Genomic DNA, 16,215 nt, shown 5'->3' on the forward strand with positions numbered 1-16,215 from the left:
CGCCGGCATGAGCAAGCTGGACGAGTTCCTCGCCGGCGACCGCCTCGACGACGTCGTGTTCTACCTGAGCGACGACTACCTCGACGACGACTCCCGGCTCCGGAAGGTCGGCACCGAGACGGACGCCGGCGTGCGGCTGATCCTCGACGGGGAGACGGGCCGCTCGGCGTTCCAGGCCGGGACCGGGATGGGCGCGATGGAGTTCGCCAAGGAGGCGATGGGGTCCGAGGGGACGATCGCGCGCTCGCTCGACGGCGGCGACTGTCCGTTCGCGGACGACTCCCCCGACGAGACGCATCGCGTCCGGTTCGTGTTCGCGTTTGCCGAGGCGCAAAACGAGGAGGTCGGCGGCCTCTACGCCGAGGGCGATGTCGTCCACGCGTACGCCCACTGCACCTGCGGTGGCAGCTACTCGCACAAGTGGGTCGTCGGCGAGCGCGCCTGATCCGTATATACGGACTCAATGACCGCGGCGGCAGTCGAGCAGAGAGCCACACCCGACGTACCGCGGAGTGTGACGCGTTCTTCCGTTTACTTATAAACTGGTGCCAGTGCGGTGACTACTCCCGAAGCCCCAGCTTCGCCGGAACGGCGTTTATAAACGCTGTGCCGGGCCCCAGCGAGGAACCGGCGGTTCCGCTAGCAGCGGGCGCGTAGCGACGGCGACAGTGAGGCGCTACGCGCCTCTGGCAGTCGGGCTTCGCCCGACGACCTCGCGGGCGGTTCACGCCTTATAAAGCCGCGAACCGGCGCGCCACCGCCCGGTCGAGGTCCCCGCGGTCGCCCCGTTGAGGTTCCCGCCACCCCCCGTCGAAATCGCCGTCGCCGTTACTAGGCCGGCCGAGGTTCGGATGATTCACTCGACTCCCTGCCGCTACCCCTTAAATAGGCTGGAGTGGACGGGGGCGTGGTTCGGCTCGTGGTCGGCGTCCTCGCGCGGGGAGCCGTCCGGCCCCTCGTCGTCGACGGCGCGTCCCTCGACCCCGTCGGCGAGGAAATCGCGGAGCGGCGGGCCGACGTGTTCGGGTTCGACGAGGAACGCGTCGTGGCCGTGGTCGGAGTCGATCACGTGATGGGCGACGGGGGTGTCGCGCTCGCGGAAGGCTCCCGCAACCGAGGCGGCCTGCTCGACGGTGAAATGCCAGTCGCCGGTGAAGCTCATCACGAGCGCCTCGCCCTCGAACGCGGCGAGGGCGTCGGCGTCAGAGCCGTATCCTGCGGCGAGGTCGTACTCGTCCATCGCCCGGGTGAGGTAGAGGTAGCTGTTCGCGTCGAACCGGTCGGCGAACCCCTCGGCCTGGTAGTCGAGGTACGACTCCACCTCGCGGTACGGGAAGAACGCGGCGGCAGGGTCGGCGGACAGACCGAGGTCGCCGTCGTCCCGGCTCAGCGAGTCGCGTCCGGCGGAGCGCCGGCCGAACTTCCGCTCCATCGACGCCTTCGAGAGGTACATCACGTGGCCGATCTGCCGCGCCAGCGCCAGTCCCGTGTCCGGGCTCGCTCGGTTTGCGTCGTAGTAGTCGCCGCCGTGCCAGTTCGGGTCCGAGCGGATCGCCCGCCGCGCGATCGCCTCCAGCGCGAGACACTGCGCGTCCAAGCGGGCCGCGGCCGCGATCGGCACGACCCGGTCGACGTCGTCGGGGTAGCGTTTCGCCCACTCCAAGACGTTCATCCCCCCGACGCTGCCGCCGACGACCGCGCGAAGCCGCCCCACGCCGAGGTGGTCGAGCAGCCGGCGCTGTGCGCGCGTCCAGTCTTCGACCTGTACCGGCGGGAATGCCGTCCCCCACCGGTCGTGGTCGGGCTCCTCGTCGGCCGGCAGGTCGATGTCCGGCGGGCGCTCGCTCGCCGGTCCCGACGAGCCGTAACAGGAGCCGGGGACGTTCGCGCACACGACGTAGTACTCCGTCGTGTCGATCGCCTTCCCCGGGCCGACCACGTCGTCCCACCACGCCCGGGCCTGTCCCGCCTGCCCCGCGTCGGCGTCGCTCTCGGGCGTCCGTGCGACGTTCTGGCTCCCGGTGAGCGCGTGACAGACGAGAACGACGTTGTCTCCGTCGAACTCGCCGTACGTCTCGTACGCCATCCGGAGGTCGGGGATCGACTGCCCACACTCGAACGTGAACTCCCCGAGAGCCGCGACTCCGGCGTCGGTCGGAACCGCGCTCATCGGTCGGCACCTCCGGGTCCAGCTCCGCTGTCCGCCTCGTCTGGGACGGCTCCTCCGTCCCCACCGTCCGCCTCGGCGGCACGCAGCCCGGCGTCCAACCCTCGGTCGAGGTCCTCGATCACGTCGTCGACCGACTCGATCCCGACGGAGAGCCGAAGCATTTCCGGGTAGACGCCGGCGCGTCGCTGCTCCGTCTCGTCCATCTGCGCGTGCGTCGTCGAGGCCGGGTGGACGACGAGCGTCTTCGCGTCGCCGATGTTCGCGAGGAAGCTGGCGAGGTCGACGTTCTCACACAGCGTCTTCGCCGCCTCGAAGCCGCCGGCGACGCCGAACGTCACCATCCCGCCGTAACCGTCCAGATACGCCGCCGCGTTCCCGTGAGTCGGATGATCCTCGAAGCCGGGATACGTCACCCAGCCGACGCGGTCGTCCTCGCGGAGGAACTCCGCGACGGTCCGGGCGTTCTCGCAGTGGCGATCCATCCGCAGCGGGAGCGTGTTGAGCCCCTGTATCGTCTGCCAGGCGTCGAAGGGCGACTGCTGGCCGCCCGTCGGTCGCACCCCTCGCTGGCGGGCGACGTTGGCGAACGCGGCGTCGCCGAACCGCTCGACGAAATCGATCGGGAACGCGGGCGACTGCCCGGAGAGCTCGTCGTAGTCGGCGTCGGGATGGTCCCACGGGAACTGCCCGCCGTCGACGACGACTCCGCCGACCGTGGTGCCATTGCCGGTGATCCACTTCGTCGTCGACTCCCAGACGACGTCCGCGCCGTGCTCGAACGGCCGACAGAGGTACGGCGTCGCGAACGTGTTGTCGACGACCAGCGGGACCGCGTGGTCGTGGGCGATCTCGGCGAGCCGCTCGAGATCCGGCGTGACGAGCGACGGATTGGCGATCGTCTCCACGTGAACGAACGCCGTGTCGTCGTCGATCGCGGCCTCGTACGCCGCGTAGTCAGTGGTCTCCACGAGCCGCGCCTCGACCCCGCGACGGTTCGCGATACCGGAGAGGTACGCGGCGGTCCCGCCGTACATCTCCGCGCTGGCGACGACGTTGTCGCCCGCGCTCGCGAGCACCGTCGTGATCGCGTCGAACGCGGCCATCCCCGAACCCGTCGCGACCGCGCCCGACCCGCCCGAGAGGTCGGCGAGACGGTCTTCGAGAACGTTCACGGTCGGGTTGGAGAGTCGAGAGTAGATGTGGCCCTCCGCCCGGAGCGCGTACATCTCCGCCGCCGTGTCCGCGTCGTCGAAGACGTACGACGTCGTCTGATGGATCGGGGTTGCGCGCGCCCCAGTCTCCGGATCGGGTGCGGCGCCGGCGTGGAGACTCCGGGTGTTGAACCCACGTGTCATGTATATCACGCATATATCTACAAACTTCTATAACCGTCAGTTACGGCAAGCGCTGCCGGTCCGTGGGACACGAGTCGGTGTCGATCCGGCGGTCGGTGACGGTTCGGAGACGGGCGGACCGCCGTCGGCCGGTGCGTGAGCTTATCGGCGATGGCGACCGAACGGGAGGTAATGGCAGTAGCCGACCATCCCGTGCCCGACCTCGGCGACCGTGCCCGTGCCTGTGCCGACCGCCTGCGATCGGCCGACCGGGTTCTCCTCGCGTCCCACATCGACGCCGACGGGCTGACGAGTGCCGCGGTCGCCTCCGCGGCGCTCGCGCGTGCCAGGATCGATCACGAGGTCGTCTTCGAGAAGCAGCTCGACGCCGAATCGATCGCGGGGATCGCCGCCCGGGAGTACGATGTCGTGCTGTTCACCGACTTCGGCTCGGGTCAGCTCGACGTCATCGCGACCCACGAGTCGCGCGGGGAGTTCGTTCCCGTTATCGCCGACCACCACCAGCCCGCCGACGCCGACACGGAGTTCCATCTCAACCCGCTGTTGGAGGGGATCGACGGCGCGAGCGAGCTCTCCGGTGCCGGCGCGAGCTACGTCCTCGCCCGCGCCCTGGAGGGCCCGGACGGCGACAATCGCGATCTGGCGGCGCTCGCCGTCGTCGGTGCCGTCGGCGACATGCAGGACGGTGGCGACGGGCTCGTCGGCGCGAACGCGGGGATCGTCGCGGACGGCGTCGATGCCGGAGTGCTCGAGACCCGCACCGACTTGGACCTGTACGGCCGACAGACCCGTCCCCTCCCGAAGCTGCTGGAGTACGCGTCGGACGTCCGGATCCCCGGTATCTCGAACGACGAGGCCGGCGCGATCGCGTTCCTCCAGGAGCTCGACGTCGACGTGAAAACCGACGGGGAGTGGCGTCGGTGGGTCGACCTCGACACCGACGAGCGACAGACGATCGCCTCCGGACTGATGCGTCGGGCGGTCGCCTCCGGCGTCCCGTCGGAGCGGATCGAGGCGCTCGTCGGGACCGCCTACACGCTCGTCGACGAAGAGCCGGGCACCGAGCTCCGAGATGTCAGCGAGTTCTCGACCCTGCTCAACGCCACTGCTCGTTACGAGCGCGCCGATGTCGGGTTAGCCGTGTGTCTCGGCGACCGGGACGGCGCGCTCGCGGAGGCTCGCTCGCTACTCCGGAACCACCGGCGGAACCTCTCCGAGGGGCTTCAGTGGGTCAAAACCGAGGGAGTGACTCACGAACAACACCTCCAGTGGTTCGACGCCGGCTCGCGGATCCGGGAGACGATCGTCGGGATCGTCGCCGGGATGGCGGCCGGGTCGCCCGCGGTCGACCGGTCGAAACCCGTGATCGCCTTCGCCGAGGAGAGCGCGACGGAGCTGAAGGTGTCCGCGCGTGGAACCGGACGGCTGGTCCGTCAGGGGCTCGACCTCTCCGCGGTGATGCGAGAGGCGAGCCGCTCCGTCGGCGGGGACGGCGGGGGTCACGACGTGGCCGCAGGGGCCACGATCCCGGTCGACGAGCGCGACGCGTTCGTCGTTGCGGCGGACGCGCTGGTTGGCGATCAGCTGTCCTGAGTAGTGGCTACGTGATCCGACCCACCGGTGGGTTCGTCGGTATCGGCTCAGACTTCGCCGATGTCGCGGAACATCGCCCGGTAGTCGTCCGTCGACAGCGACTCGCCGATATCGTCGATGTCGGCGTCGATCGCTTCGAGGCGGTCGACGAGCTCCGTGTACGACTCGTTCCCTTCGAGCCGGGCGGTCGGTTTCTGTGATTTGAGCACCGCCCGCTTGCTCGCCAGCGACGCGGCCTCCTGAAGCAGGTCGTCGTACTCGTTTCGAGTCAACAGCGTTTCGAGGGCGTCGAGCAGGTTCGTCCGGCTCACCGGCTTGGTGAGGTACAGATCGAACCCCATGTCGATGATGTCGAAGTCGGGCTCGACGGCCGTCACCATCGCGACGCGACAGTCGAACCCGTTCTCGCGGATGTGTTCGAGTACGTCGTCGCCGCTGCCGTCCGGGAGCCGTCGATCTAGGAGGACGGCGTCGATGCTCCCGTCGACGATCTCGATGGCTTCGGCGGCCGTCTCCGCCACGGTGACGTCGTATCGCTCCTCGAGGAACCCGGCGTACAGCGCCGCGATGTCGGGCTCGTCTTCGACGACGAGGACCGAGGTGCCGCTCACCGACCATCACCGCCGCGGGTCACGAGAGACGGTCCTCCGCGCATATACGTAGTGGGCGGCGTGTCGAGAAATAAACCTGTCGGCGTCTTCCCGGTGATGCGAACGGATCGTCTTTTATATACTCCCATCGCCAATGAATGGACGAATGTCAGAACTCGTCTCTACCGGGGTCGATGGGCTCGACTCGATCCTCACCGGCGGTATCACGGAGCGGTCGACGGTCCTCGTCTCCGGGAATCCCGGAACCGGAAAGAGCATCTTCGGCATCCAGTACCTCTATCACGGCGCGACCGAGCAGGGCGAGCGGGGCGTGTACGTCTCCTTCGAGGAGGACGAAGCGGACATCCGCGCCGCGGCCGAGTCGGTCGGGTTCGAGCGGTTCGGCGAGCTCGTCGACGACGGCGAGATCGTGATCCTCGACAAACGCCAGATGCTCCGCGAGACCGACTTCTCGACCGCGGTCGACAAGCTCTTGGACACCGTCGAGGGCGAGTCCTTCGACCGACTCGTGCTCGACTCGCTGTCGATGTTTCAGCTGTTCTTCGCCGACGAGCAGGAGAAACGGACGTACCTGCTCAAGTTCTCGGACATCCTCAAAGCGAACGGGCTCACCTCGCTGCTTATCAATGAGCAGGGTGCCGTGTTCCCCGACACGGAGGTCGGGCTGGAGAACTTCCTCACCGACGGGAACATCTACTTCATCCAGACCCCGACGGACTCCGGCGTCAACCGGTACGTCTGGGTGGCGAAGATGCGGAAACAGGACATCGATACGGACATCTTCCCCATGGACATCGGCGAGGGCGGGATCACGGTCCACCAGCGGGCGGGCGGGTTCTCGATGATGAGTCGTTCGGACGAGCCCTCGTTCTGATCTCGTCGACGCCGTCGTCTCAGTCCCCGCGCGCCGAGAGGTCCCGCCACACGTCGTCGAGCCGGTTTTTCACCGCGGAGCGCTCCTCTACTTCGATCGTGAGCCCGTCACGGAAGTCGACCTCGACGCCGTCGACCTTCCGGCGATACACTTTCACGCGGCGGTGCTCGTCCGAGAGCGGGCGGTCGTGGAGCTCGAGCAAGTCCGCCTCCTCCAGCTCGTTGATCCGGCGGTAACACGTCGCGATGGGCACGTCGAGCTGCTCGCTCAGGTCCTGTGCGGACATCGCCTCCCCCGTCGCCGTCAGGATGTCCGTGTTGTACTTGTTCCCGAGTACCGTGATCAGATCGTCCCCCACCATTATCGTTATTGATTGTGAGGCTTAGGCCTAAAAGGATGTCGGTGGTTCCCACCGGGACGCCCGACTCACGGTGGGTCGAAATCCCCGTACATCGGTGGGTAACCCGGTTTCCGCGACTGCCGGCCCTCGTCCGTGGTGAACGCGTGTCACGAGTCACGGTTATCGGTAGTGATACACGCTCCCGGGGGTTTATTCTCCCCCGTCGAACACGGCGGGTATGGACCTCATCGAAGCGTTGTATCTCGCGACGACCACCGTGCTCGCGGGGGCGGGCGTGACGCTTACCGCGTTCGCGCTGTCCGCGTATCGGTCGTCGGGGCAGGCGGCGATGGCGTATCTCGCGGTCGGGTTCGGGCTGATCGCCGTCGCTTCGGTGGCGACGCCGCTCGCGGCGTTTCTCACGTCGTTCGCGAACCCGGAGGCGATCCTCCTCGTCAACACCGGGCTGCTCGCCGGCGGTATGGCGCTCATCGCCGGTAGCCTCGCGGCGTACGAACCCGGGACACAGGAGCTCGTGATCCCCGAGGCGGAGCTGTCGCGGCTGCGCGAGCGGTAGCCGGCTCGGTCGCGGTTCGTCACCACCCGAACGGACGTATTCAGTCGATCCTCGCACTCATCCGTACGGCCGTATCCCGGTCGCTCGCCGGTTCGTACACGCGATGATCGGTCTGATCGGATTCGTCGGCAGCGAGGGTGTTTTACTGTCGTGTCCCGTACATTCGTGTGATGACGCGTGCCCGTATCGCGCGACGACGGAACTGGTTCCATCCCGCGGCAGAGGGACGCATGACGACCGACGGGGCGGCAGCCTCTGGTCGCCGATGACTCGGAGTGAACGGCGACGGGGCCGAACGCTCGATCGCTGGGTCTCCGGGTTCCTTGGCCGTGCAGGCGTTGGCGCGGGCGTCACGGTGCTGGTGAGCGTGTTGCCCGTCTTGGGGCTGATCGCGCCGGCCATCGGCGGCGGGGTTGCGAGTTGGACCGATAGCGATGCGGCCGATCGTGGCAGCCGCGTCGGGGCCGCAGCGGGCGGACTCGTCACGCTGTTGTCGCTGCCGTTGACGTTCGTCGCGGTCGCCGCCGCCTCGACCATCTCGCCCGCGGCGACGATAGGCGTGCTCGCGCTCACGCTCGTCGGCGCGGTGTACGTGATCGGAAGCGCCGCGCTCGGTGGGCACCTCGTCGACGAGGCGATGGCGAAGCGGGAGGCGTCGATGTCGGCGTCCGCCGTCACGCCGATCGAGCGGTTGAAACACCGCTACGTTGCCGGCGAGCTCGACGATACGGAGTTCGAACGCCGGCTCGACCGACTGGTCACGGCCGACGCCGACCAGCCCGGAGCACGGGGGGCTACCGACGAACACCCGATTCGTGACTCGACTCGCCGATCCGAACGTCCGGTCTCGCGCGGTCGTGAGAAACCGGATCGTGACCGGGTGAACCAGCGCCCCGCCCGTGGGTCCGATCACGATAGCGACCCCGAGCTGGCAGACTGGGAGTGGGGGTCACGTCGGGATCGCGAGTCGACCGCGTCGCGAAAGCGCTGACGCGGCACGAACCCAAGCCCACCTGTTCAGGGACGACGCTGTGAGGGTCCAACATTCACGACTGATACTCACCCCACGAAAATCGTTTATTTATTCTGTAACTACTGCTCGTATATTTCTCTAAAACCGCACGACCCAAGTACTTTATCAGGTTCAATAATTTGTTCTATGTGTTTATGTATTCGTTCCCATTCCCTATTGATAACGCCCGCCGGGCAGCCCGGGGGCCCACACAACAAACAATGTTCGAATCCATACTGGATGAGGAAGAGCGCGGTCAGGTGGGTATCGGGACGCTCATCGTGTTCATCGCGATGGTGCTGGTGGCGGCGATCGCCGCCGGCGTCCTGATCAACACCGCCGGGTTCCTTCAGACGCAGGCGGAGGCAACGGGCGAGGAGAGTACATCACAGGTTAGTGACCGGCTGCAGGTCGTGAGTCAGTCCGGAACGTTCGATGCAGCTGCCGATGGTGACGGTGCTGACGGGCAGATAACCGACCTCGAGTTCGTCGTTGCACAGGCACCCGGTGCGGATAACATCGATCTCGATGAGGTATCGGCCGAACTGATCGGGACTGACGGTCAAGAAACGTTCCAACTCGGTGATGAAACTGCAGTCGATATCGAGATATTCACCGACAATGACGGGGATGTCGTCCTAACCGACAACAGCGACCGAGCGACGGTTAGCATCACGCTTGATGAAGAGACGTTCAGCGACGCTGGTGCCAACGATCTTGGATACGTCCTGGAACAGGGTGACCGGCTCAGTGTGACGTTCACAACGTCGAGCGGCGCGACGACGACGACGGAGATCCGCGTCCCGAGCACCGTGGTCGAAGAGACCGTGAGGCTGTAACAATGTTCGAATTCATAACTAACTCCGAGGAGCGCGGTCAGGTGGGTATCGGGACACTCATCGTGTTCATCGCGATGGTGCTGGTGGCGGCGATCGCCGCTGGCGTCCTGATCAACACCGCCGGCTTTCTCCAATCGCAAGCAGAGGCAACGGGTGAGGAGAGTACCGACCTCGTCTCCGAGCGGATCGACGTAACGAGCTCCGTCGGGATCGTTGGTGACGCGGACGCGGGCACGCTGGACGAGATCCGGCTCAGTGTCGCCGGATCGCCCGGTGCTGATCAGATCGATCTGAGTGAAACGACGATCCAAGCTGTCGGTCCAAACGGGCAAGCGAACTTGGTATTCACCGATCAAGCTGCTGATGGGAGTGACTTCGATTACAGTGGTGGCCAGGATGAGAACTTTGCACTGCAGATCGAGCAGGGAGAGTTCGTCGTGCTCAAGAACGGTGAAATCACTGAAGATGGAGAGGCTGTCCTCAACGATGAGGACCAGTTCACGATCGTTGTGAACCCGGCAGCCGAGCCGTTTGGTGATCTCGATGATAGTGACACCGAGAATGAAGCCGTCCATGATGGCACTGACTATACCGCAATCGCGAGTCCCGGCGAAGCAACCTTCTTCGGCCAGAGCGACACCTCGTCGCTCGACATCGTCTCGCCGTCCTCGGCGACGACATCGCTCGAACTGAGCGCGCCCGACCTCTTCACCGACAACGGCGAAGCGGTCCGGCTGTAAGACACACCGACTCGCGGTCTTCCTTTTACCTGAAATCCATCATGTAGTAGCGACGCGTTGATCGTCAGACTGAACCTCGTTATTGATTCAGATAATCTGGACCTACTACTTATATTACCCATTCTCTTCGCTACGAGTACGGCCCGCGATCGGAATCACGGGCGCACACAACACACACGATGTTTGAACAAGTATTCGACGAGGAAGAGCGTGGTCAGGTGGGCATCGGGACGCTCATCGTGTTCATCGCGATGGTGCTGGTGGCGGCGATCGCCGCTGGCGTCCTGATCAACACTGCCGGCTTCCTCCAGACGCAGGCAGAGGCAACGGGTGAAGAGAGTACAGCGCAGGTAAGTGACCGGCTACAGGTCGTGAGCCAGTCCGGGACGTTCGACGAAACTGCTGACGGTGGCGAGGGCGACGGTCAGATTACTGATCTCGAGTTCGTCGTTGCACAGGCACCCGGTGCTGACAACATCGATCTTGATGAAGTGTCGGCTGAGCTGATTGGGACGGCCGGTCAGGAAACCTTCAGACTTGGCGATGAAGACGCGGTCGGGATCGAGATCTTCACCGATAACGATGGAGATGTCGTATTAACTGATAACAGTGATCGGGCAACTGTTAGTATTACACTCGACGAAACGACTTTCGGAGATAGTGGTGCGAACGATCTCGGATACGTTCTTGAGGAGGGTGATCGACTCAGCGTGACGTTCACGACATCGAGCGGCGCGACGACCACCTCAGAGATCCGCGTCCCGAGCACCGTGGTCGAAGACACCGTGAGGCTATAACAATGTTCGAATTTATCAATAACTCCGAGGAGCGCGGTCAGGTTGGAATCGGGACACTCATCGTGTTCATCGCGATGGTGCTGGTGGCGGCGATCGCTGCCGGCGTCCTGATCAACACCGCCGGGTTCCTCCAATCGCAAGCAGAGGCAACGGGTGAGGAGAGTACTGACCTCGTCTCCGAGCGAATCGACGTAACGAGCTCCGTTGGAATCGTCGCGGGTGATGAGGAAACGCTGAACGAGATCCGGATCTCGGTCTCCGGTGCGCCTGGAGCGGATCAGATCGACTTGAGTGAGACGACGATACAGGCTGTTGGGCCTGGTGGGCAGGAGAACCTCGTGTTCACGAGTTCAACCGCTGACGATGATGTGGAAATACCAGATGACCCTGATCAGTTTGATGCACCGGCAGAGGTCGGTGAAACTGAAGAATCGATCACGGTAGCTGTGAGTGATATCACTAACGATGGAACTGCTCTAATTGTTGAGGACGGTACTGATACTGAGCAAGATCGGGTAGTGTTGGACTCCAGCGACGGAGACGAACTTGTCACTCTCGATATCAGCAGTGCCGATCCTTCGGATGGAGACCTTTCTGTAGAGCTAGTTGACAATAGCGACGATACTAATATTTTCGGCCCAGAGACTGTCGCGTTCGTTGACTCAGCTACTGTCGCCGACCTCGGTCCGAACGAATTCGCAGTCGGTGAGGACGGCGACTTCGAGTCGAACCCCGTCCTCGACGGTGAATCGTACACCATCCTGCTGAACCCGGCCGCCGGTGCGTTCGAGAACACCGACTTCACGAACGACCGCTTCGGTCAGGGTGACACCGCGACGCTCGACATCGTCTCGCCGTCCTCGGCGACGACACAGGTCGAACTGAACGCGCCCGACCTCTTCACCGACAGCGGCGAAGCGGTCCGGCTCTAACGAGCCTCGAACAGCCCCCTAACCACTTATCCGGCGGATCCCCCCGCCCGGAACACCTATTTTATCGCGCGACCAACGCCACGCTATGAGTGACCACGACGCACCGCCGGCCGACCCCGAGGAGCTCGATTTCACCGACGACGAGCACGTCGTCGAGATCGGGGAGGGCCGGTACGTCGTCGGCACGAACGGCCGGCCGAACGTCCGGCCCGGCCGCCCGCCGGGTGACCCGAAACCCGCACAGGGATCCGGGGCCCCCGACGCGACCGGCGGGTCCGGCTTCGAGTCGGCGGCGAACCCCAGTCCGGCCGCCGACCGCGAGCCGATCGCCGGGGACGACCGGGGCGTCGCGGGCGGCCGGTCCGCCGGCGCGTCGTCTGCGCGTGGGGGTGCGCCCGCCGGAGGCGTCGACCGCCAGGCGGTGAGCCGCTGGCTGGCGACCTCCTTCGACCACGACGGGTTCGACTACGGGATCGACGCCACGCTCCACGCGAACGGCGAGACCGCGCGCAACCGCTCGGCGTCGAACGACGTCGTCTCGACGTTCGACACCCTCCTCTCCTGGTTCGTCTCGAACGCTGGCCCCGACACCGACGCGGCCGAGGCGCTCGGCCTCCTCCTCGTCGCCGGCGACACCCCGATCGACCTGCCGCCCGTGGCGATCAAACGCTTCGCCGCGAGCCAGGGACTCTCCGCCGACGACTCGATCGGCGACCTGGTCCGCGCCGCCGAACGGGAGGGCGGGTTCCGGGTCGACTGACAGCGACCGCCGCCCCGGGTCCCGGACGAGCGGGATTTATAAGTGCCGCACCGCCGCCCGCGACGTGTTTATAAGCGCCGTCTCATCGTCCACAGTGGGTATATAAGGGTTATATCGCCGCCCGTGAGGAACGCCCCGGATCGGCGGCGCGGCCGGCGGCCGCCGGTACGTACTCCACAGCCCACACCACTCGGCCCACACTCCGCAACCCACACCCCGCGACCCGCGGACCCCTTATAGGAGGACCAGCAGCAACGCGCCGAGGACGACGAACACGGCGTACAGCCCCGCCATCGCCTCGCGTTTGAACGTCCCGCCGACCGGTCGGCCGAGGAGCCGGCGGGTCGGCGGCAGGATCGCGATCCCGCCGAGCAGCAGGAACCACGCCCCGGGGCTCGTGATCCGCGTGAGCGCGACCACGATCGTGGCGTAGCCGACGACGTACGACCCCCGCCGCCAGAGCGACTCCCGGTCGGAGAGCTCCTCGCGGGCCGCCCCGACGAGGTCGTCCGCGCCGGCACCTCCGTCGCCGCCCCCGCCGCCGCCCCCACCGCCCTGACCGAAGGCGTCCCCGCCGCCTCCGCCCCCGGACTCGGTCGCGACCTGCTTCGCCTGCCGCTGGACGAGCTCGTCGAGCTCCTCGGCGGCCGCCTCCGTCTGCGGCGCGCCGCACTGCTCGCAAAAGCGGGCCGACTCGTCGATGGACGACTCACACCGGGGACACGTCTTCATCCTCATCGGATCGGCAGCGCGCCCGGGCTTAACTCTTCGGTCGGCCGTCCGCCATCTCATTTGTGTTATCCGCCGATATCGGTTGCTATCGCGGTTCTACTCTTGTTTCCGTTCGTTTTCCGGTCTGATAATCGGGGACGCACGTTTTAATCCCGGCCCCGACTCGATCCGACAGACAACCGACGATCCGATTCGGTCGGGACGCCCGCGTCGGCCTGCTCCGGGCCCCGCGACCCGCCGACCGACCGGTCGCGACACACCACACACGATGGCACGCACACGACGCCTCGACCCCGCCCGCCTCCGCCGACGGGCCCGCAGCGCGCTTCCGAAAGCCCTGTCACGACGGGTCGACTCCGGGCTCGCCGTCGCCCTCGCGCTCCTGTGTCTCTTCTCGCTCGCGGCTCCGGTGATGGCCGGCGCGTCCGGCGTTTCCGGTACGTCCGACGGGGCTGTCGCGGACCGGCCGAGCCTCACTCCCGCTGGCGACGACGCGGTCCGGGACACGACCGACGCCACGGGGTCGTTCGGCGACGCGGAGTACGTGACGTCCGCGGGCGACCTCGTCGAGGTCGACGTCTCCGCCGGCGGCAGTGACCCGGCGTACGTCGTCGTCGGCGGCGACCGGCTGAGCGACGGGAGTCCGACCGGGTTCCTCGACGTCCTGCGGGTGACCGGCGACACGACGATCACCGTCAACACCCGGCTGCTCGGCACGAACGCGTCCACCGACGCGGTGTACGCCAGTGACGGCGCGAGCGTGTCCAGCTACGCGCACGGCGCGGAACACGGCCCGGAGACACCGGTCGAGGATCTGGACGGCTTCGACGACCTCACGCTCGTCGATGGGGAGACGGGAGCGGCGTACGGGAACCTGTCCGCGCTCCGGTCCGCCGTCGACGTCGGCTCCAACCCGGCCCCGCTCGCGCCGCAGCGGTACCGGCTCCTCCTCGGCTCCGGGAACGTCACGGCACACGACGGGACGATCCAGCTGGAACACCGGCTCGACCGCGCCGACCTCCGTCTTACCCCGCCGGCGTTCCGCGAGCGGGTCGACGTGTACACCGCTCTCGCGGACGACGTCGACGGCGCGGGATCGGTCGACGACCTGCTCGGCCCGGCGCGCGAACGCGACGCGATCACCCGTGGTGACCGGCTGATACTCGGATTCGAGGCGACCGGGATCTGGGGGGCACTCGCGCGGGCCGCCGACGGCGATCCGGACGACCGGTTCGGGTCGAGCGGGAACCTCTCCACGGCGGCCCTCAACGACCTATTGACGAGCGACGACGGCGAGATCCTGGGCGAGGGCGTCTCGCTCACGATCCGCCAGACGAACACGGGGATGAACGAACCGCCGACCGAGCTGGACCTCTCCGCCGTCACCGGCGACACCGACGCTGTTCAGGCGGTGTACGGTCCGCCCGAGGACCTGACGGGCCACGGCGACGGGCCGACCCCGAGCGCGTTCTACCTCGTCTTGGATACGGACGCCGCAGCCGCCTTCGACGGAACGCTCGACCCCGGCGACGAGTACGCGGTCACGTTCGGCCTGGACGGCGTCGAGGGCGACCGCTATCGCTTCGATCGGTCCGGCGGCGGCCCGGCCGATCCCTTCGCGGCGGCGTCCGCGACCGACCCCGACGTCGACGAGCAGTTCCCGTACCGCGCGCTCGACGAGGGCGACGTTTCGGCGACGGCGTCGTTCTCGATCCGGGCTCCCGACCTGTCCTTCGACGACGTCACCGACGACGGGGTCGTCCTCGTCGAGAACGGCACCACCGTCACCCTCTCCGGGGAGACGACGCTCCATCCCGAAACCGAACTCACCGCCGAGTTCGTCGCCGACGCCGGCGATACCCCGACCGTGGAGACGCGCTCCGTCGAGATCAGCGAGAACGACACGTTCTCCATCCGGGCGGTTCTCTCCGACGTTCCGGTCGGTTCGTCCGTCTCGCTGGAGCTGTACGAGGGCACGTCGCTGTACGACACCCGCTCGCTCGTCGTCGTCGAGGACCCGAACGACCCCACCCCACTCGCGATCGACGACGCTCCCGGGAACCTCACGATCATCCAGGGCGATAGCTTGGAGCGGCTCTCGGTCGACGTTCGGAACGACGGCCACGTCGACGGCGTCGAGCGCCTCTCGCTCGACGTAGCCGACGGAGCGCTGACGGACGATCGTCGGATCCGCGTCAAGCCGGACCGGACCTCGACCGTCGCGTTCTCCCGAGTCACGGCCGATCTGGAGCCCGGCGAGTACGCTTACTCGGTAGGGGTCGGCGACGACGAGACGAACGGGACGCTCGTCGTCGCGCCCGGTCCCGACTGGGAACCTGACGAGGAGGAGGCCGACGGCGAGGACAACGTGATCGACGACAGCGAGGACGACGCCGCGAACGGAGAAACCGAAGACGACGCCGACAGCGAGGGTGTCGACGACGGCGAGACCGGTGCCGATAGCGAGGTCGATGCCAACGACTCGGCGGCGGTCGGTGAGGAGGGCGACGCCTCGACCGGTGTCGAAGGCGACGACGACACCACCGCGGACGAGGACGGAAGCGACGCGGACGGTGACGGAAACGATGCGGACGGTGACGGAAACGATGCGGACGGTGACGGAAACGATGCGGACGGTGACGGAAACGACGCGGACGGTGACGGAAACGACGTGGAGGAGGGAGCTGACGACGACCCGTCCGAGCCCCGTACCGCGATCCCGCTCCCGCTCGGGATCGGGACCCGGGAGGCGGTCTCCGGAACGCTCCTCGTCGGGACGATGTACATCGCCGATCACTGGCTCTGAGCGGTTGGGGGAGGGCGACCATCACGGGGAGTTCGGGCCCGTCCCGTCGGGATCTCCCCTCTGGGAGCTCGCCCCGT

General features: G+C 66.5%; 16 protein-coding genes. 11 read left to right on the top strand and 5 right to left on the bottom strand.

The annotated features are described in order from the left end of the window. The first annotated feature begins 7 nt into the window (after nucleotides 1-7). Nucleotides 8-445, top strand: a complete 438-nt coding sequence (locus tag ACZ5TV_RS09025) for a DUF5807 family protein (protein WP_379782623.1) — start codon at nucleotides 8-10, stop codon at nucleotides 443-445. Between the two features lie 429 nt (nucleotides 446-874). Here ACZ5TV_RS09025 and metX read toward each other — a convergent pair whose 3' ends face one another. Both metX and ACZ5TV_RS09035 read right to left on the bottom strand, forming a co-directional pair. Beyond that, nucleotides 875-2,170, bottom strand: a complete 1,296-nt coding sequence (metX, locus tag ACZ5TV_RS09030) for a homoserine O-acetyltransferase MetX (protein WP_464383722.1) — start codon at nucleotides 2,168-2,170, stop codon at nucleotides 875-877. Beyond that, complete coding sequence (locus ACZ5TV_RS09035) at nucleotides 2,167-3,525, bottom strand: O-acetylhomoserine aminocarboxypropyltransferase/cysteine synthase family protein (RefSeq protein WP_379783270.1); 1,359 nt, start codon at nucleotides 3,523-3,525, stop codon at nucleotides 2,167-2,169. The genes metX and ACZ5TV_RS09035 overlap by 4 nt, the downstream gene beginning before the upstream one ends. Before the next feature lie 171 nt (nucleotides 3,526-3,696). On the opposite strand from ACZ5TV_RS09035, the gene ACZ5TV_RS09040 reads away from it, so the two are divergent. Next, on the top strand, nucleotides 3,697-5,118 hold the full coding sequence (locus ACZ5TV_RS09040) for a DHHA1 domain-containing protein (RefSeq protein ID WP_464383723.1): 1,422 nt from the start codon (nucleotides 3,697-3,699) through the stop codon (nucleotides 5,116-5,118). A gap of 47 nt (nucleotides 5,119-5,165) precedes the next feature. On the opposite strand, the gene ACZ5TV_RS09045 is transcribed toward ACZ5TV_RS09040, so the two are convergent. Beyond that, nucleotides 5,166-5,729: a HalX domain-containing protein gene (locus ACZ5TV_RS09045; protein ID WP_379782692.1), complete on the bottom strand. Its 564-nt coding sequence runs from the start codon at nucleotides 5,727-5,729 to the stop codon at nucleotides 5,166-5,168. A gap of 145 nt (nucleotides 5,730-5,874) precedes the next feature. Between ACZ5TV_RS09045 and ACZ5TV_RS09050 the strand changes: the two genes are divergently transcribed. Further along, nucleotides 5,875-6,603 (top strand): RAD55 family ATPase, encoded by a 729-nt coding sequence (locus tag ACZ5TV_RS09050; RefSeq protein WP_379782690.1) that lies wholly within the window; start codon nucleotides 5,875-5,877, stop codon nucleotides 6,601-6,603. A 19-nt stretch (nucleotides 6,604-6,622) separates the two neighbouring features. Here the strand turns inward: ACZ5TV_RS09050 and ACZ5TV_RS09055 are convergent, their stop codons facing one another. Beyond that, nucleotides 6,623-6,964 (bottom strand): helix-turn-helix domain-containing protein, encoded by a 342-nt coding sequence (locus ACZ5TV_RS09055; RefSeq protein ID WP_379782686.1) that lies wholly within the window; start codon nucleotides 6,962-6,964, stop codon nucleotides 6,623-6,625. Between the two features lie 217 nt (nucleotides 6,965-7,181). On the opposite strand from ACZ5TV_RS09055, the gene ACZ5TV_RS09060 reads away from it, so the two are divergent. From ACZ5TV_RS09060 to ACZ5TV_RS09090, 7 genes are all read left to right on the top strand, one after another. Next, on the top strand, nucleotides 7,182-7,520 hold the full coding sequence (locus ACZ5TV_RS09060) for a DUF7521 family protein (protein WP_379782683.1): 339 nt from the start codon (nucleotides 7,182-7,184) through the stop codon (nucleotides 7,518-7,520). A 265-nt stretch (nucleotides 7,521-7,785) separates the two neighbouring features. Continuing rightward, nucleotides 7,786-8,511: an SHOCT domain-containing protein gene (locus ACZ5TV_RS09065; protein ID WP_464383724.1), complete on the top strand. Its 726-nt coding sequence runs from the start codon at nucleotides 7,786-7,788 to the stop codon at nucleotides 8,509-8,511. 242 nt (nucleotides 8,512-8,753) lie between these two features. Next, nucleotides 8,754-9,371, top strand: a complete 618-nt coding sequence (locus tag ACZ5TV_RS09070; RefSeq protein ID WP_379782536.1) for an archaellin/type IV pilin N-terminal domain-containing protein — start codon at nucleotides 8,754-8,756, stop codon at nucleotides 9,369-9,371. A gap of 2 nt (nucleotides 9,372-9,373) precedes the next feature. Further along, nucleotides 9,374-10,111, top strand: a complete 738-nt coding sequence (locus ACZ5TV_RS09075) for an archaellin/type IV pilin N-terminal domain-containing protein (RefSeq protein ID WP_379782538.1) — start codon at nucleotides 9,374-9,376, stop codon at nucleotides 10,109-10,111. 179 nt (nucleotides 10,112-10,290) lie between these two features. After that, entirely contained in the window at nucleotides 10,291-10,908 is a 618-nt protein-coding gene (locus ACZ5TV_RS09080; protein WP_379782540.1) for an archaellin/type IV pilin N-terminal domain-containing protein, read from the top strand. Between the two features lie 2 nt (nucleotides 10,909-10,910). Beyond that, a complete protein-coding gene (locus ACZ5TV_RS09085) occupies nucleotides 10,911-11,840 on the top strand; it encodes an archaellin/type IV pilin N-terminal domain-containing protein (protein WP_379782542.1) in 930 nt (309 codons plus the stop codon). An 85-nt stretch (nucleotides 11,841-11,925) separates the two neighbouring features. Further along, nucleotides 11,926-12,600: a DUF7500 family protein gene (locus ACZ5TV_RS09090; protein ID WP_464383725.1), complete on the top strand. Its 675-nt coding sequence runs from the start codon at nucleotides 11,926-11,928 to the stop codon at nucleotides 12,598-12,600. A gap of 234 nt (nucleotides 12,601-12,834) precedes the next feature. Here the strand turns inward: ACZ5TV_RS09090 and ACZ5TV_RS09095 are convergent, their stop codons facing one another. Then, nucleotides 12,835-13,332: a zinc-ribbon domain-containing protein gene (locus tag ACZ5TV_RS09095; protein WP_464383726.1), complete on the bottom strand. Its 498-nt coding sequence runs from the start codon at nucleotides 13,330-13,332 to the stop codon at nucleotides 12,835-12,837. A 268-nt stretch (nucleotides 13,333-13,600) separates the two neighbouring features. Here ACZ5TV_RS09095 and ACZ5TV_RS09100 point away from each other — a divergent pair, with 268 nt between their 5' ends. After that, entirely contained in the window at nucleotides 13,601-16,138 is a 2,538-nt protein-coding gene (locus ACZ5TV_RS09100) for a BGTF surface domain-containing protein (protein ID WP_464383727.1), read from the top strand. Nucleotides 16,139-16,215 lie beyond the last annotated feature (77 nt).

It is taken from the genome of Halorubrum tibetense, from assembly GCF_055396225.1.

What these genes read in the sequence shown, in the direction of transcription:
- ACZ5TV_RS09025 (WP_379782623.1), top strand. Translation starts at nt 8, where the DNA reads ATGAGCAAGCTGGACGAGTTCCTCGCCGGCGACCGCCTCGACGACGTC.
- metX (WP_464383722.1), bottom strand. Translation starts at nt 2,170, where the DNA reads ATGAGCGCGGTTCCGACCGACGCCGGAGTCGCGGCTCTCGGGGAGTTC.
- ACZ5TV_RS09035 (WP_379783270.1), bottom strand. Translation starts at nt 3,525, where the DNA reads ATGACACGTGGGTTCAACACCCGGAGTCTCCACGCCGGCGCCGCACCC.
- ACZ5TV_RS09040 (WP_464383723.1), top strand. Translation starts at nt 3,697, where the DNA reads ATGGCAGTAGCCGACCATCCCGTGCCCGACCTCGGCGACCGTGCCCGT.
- ACZ5TV_RS09050 (WP_379782690.1), top strand. Translation starts at nt 5,875, where the DNA reads ATGTCAGAACTCGTCTCTACCGGGGTCGATGGGCTCGACTCGATCCTC.
- ACZ5TV_RS09055 (WP_379782686.1), bottom strand. Translation starts at nt 6,964, where the DNA reads ATGGTGGGGGACGATCTGATCACGGTACTCGGGAACAAGTACAACACG.
- ACZ5TV_RS09060 (WP_379782683.1), top strand. Translation starts at nt 7,182, where the DNA reads ATGGACCTCATCGAAGCGTTGTATCTCGCGACGACCACCGTGCTCGCG.
- ACZ5TV_RS09065 (WP_464383724.1), top strand. Translation starts at nt 7,786, where the DNA reads ATGACTCGGAGTGAACGGCGACGGGGCCGAACGCTCGATCGCTGGGTC.
- ACZ5TV_RS09070 (WP_379782536.1), top strand. Translation starts at nt 8,754, where the DNA reads ATGTTCGAATCCATACTGGATGAGGAAGAGCGCGGTCAGGTGGGTATC.
- ACZ5TV_RS09075 (WP_379782538.1), top strand. Translation starts at nt 9,374, where the DNA reads ATGTTCGAATTCATAACTAACTCCGAGGAGCGCGGTCAGGTGGGTATC.
- ACZ5TV_RS09080 (WP_379782540.1), top strand. Translation starts at nt 10,291, where the DNA reads ATGTTTGAACAAGTATTCGACGAGGAAGAGCGTGGTCAGGTGGGCATC.
- ACZ5TV_RS09085 (WP_379782542.1), top strand. Translation starts at nt 10,911, where the DNA reads ATGTTCGAATTTATCAATAACTCCGAGGAGCGCGGTCAGGTTGGAATC.
- ACZ5TV_RS09090 (WP_464383725.1), top strand. Translation starts at nt 11,926, where the DNA reads ATGAGTGACCACGACGCACCGCCGGCCGACCCCGAGGAGCTCGATTTC.
- ACZ5TV_RS09095 (WP_464383726.1), bottom strand. Translation starts at nt 13,332, where the DNA reads ATGAAGACGTGTCCCCGGTGTGAGTCGTCCATCGACGAGTCGGCCCGC.
- ACZ5TV_RS09100 (WP_464383727.1), top strand. Translation starts at nt 13,601, where the DNA reads ATGGCACGCACACGACGCCTCGACCCCGCCCGCCTCCGCCGACGGGCC.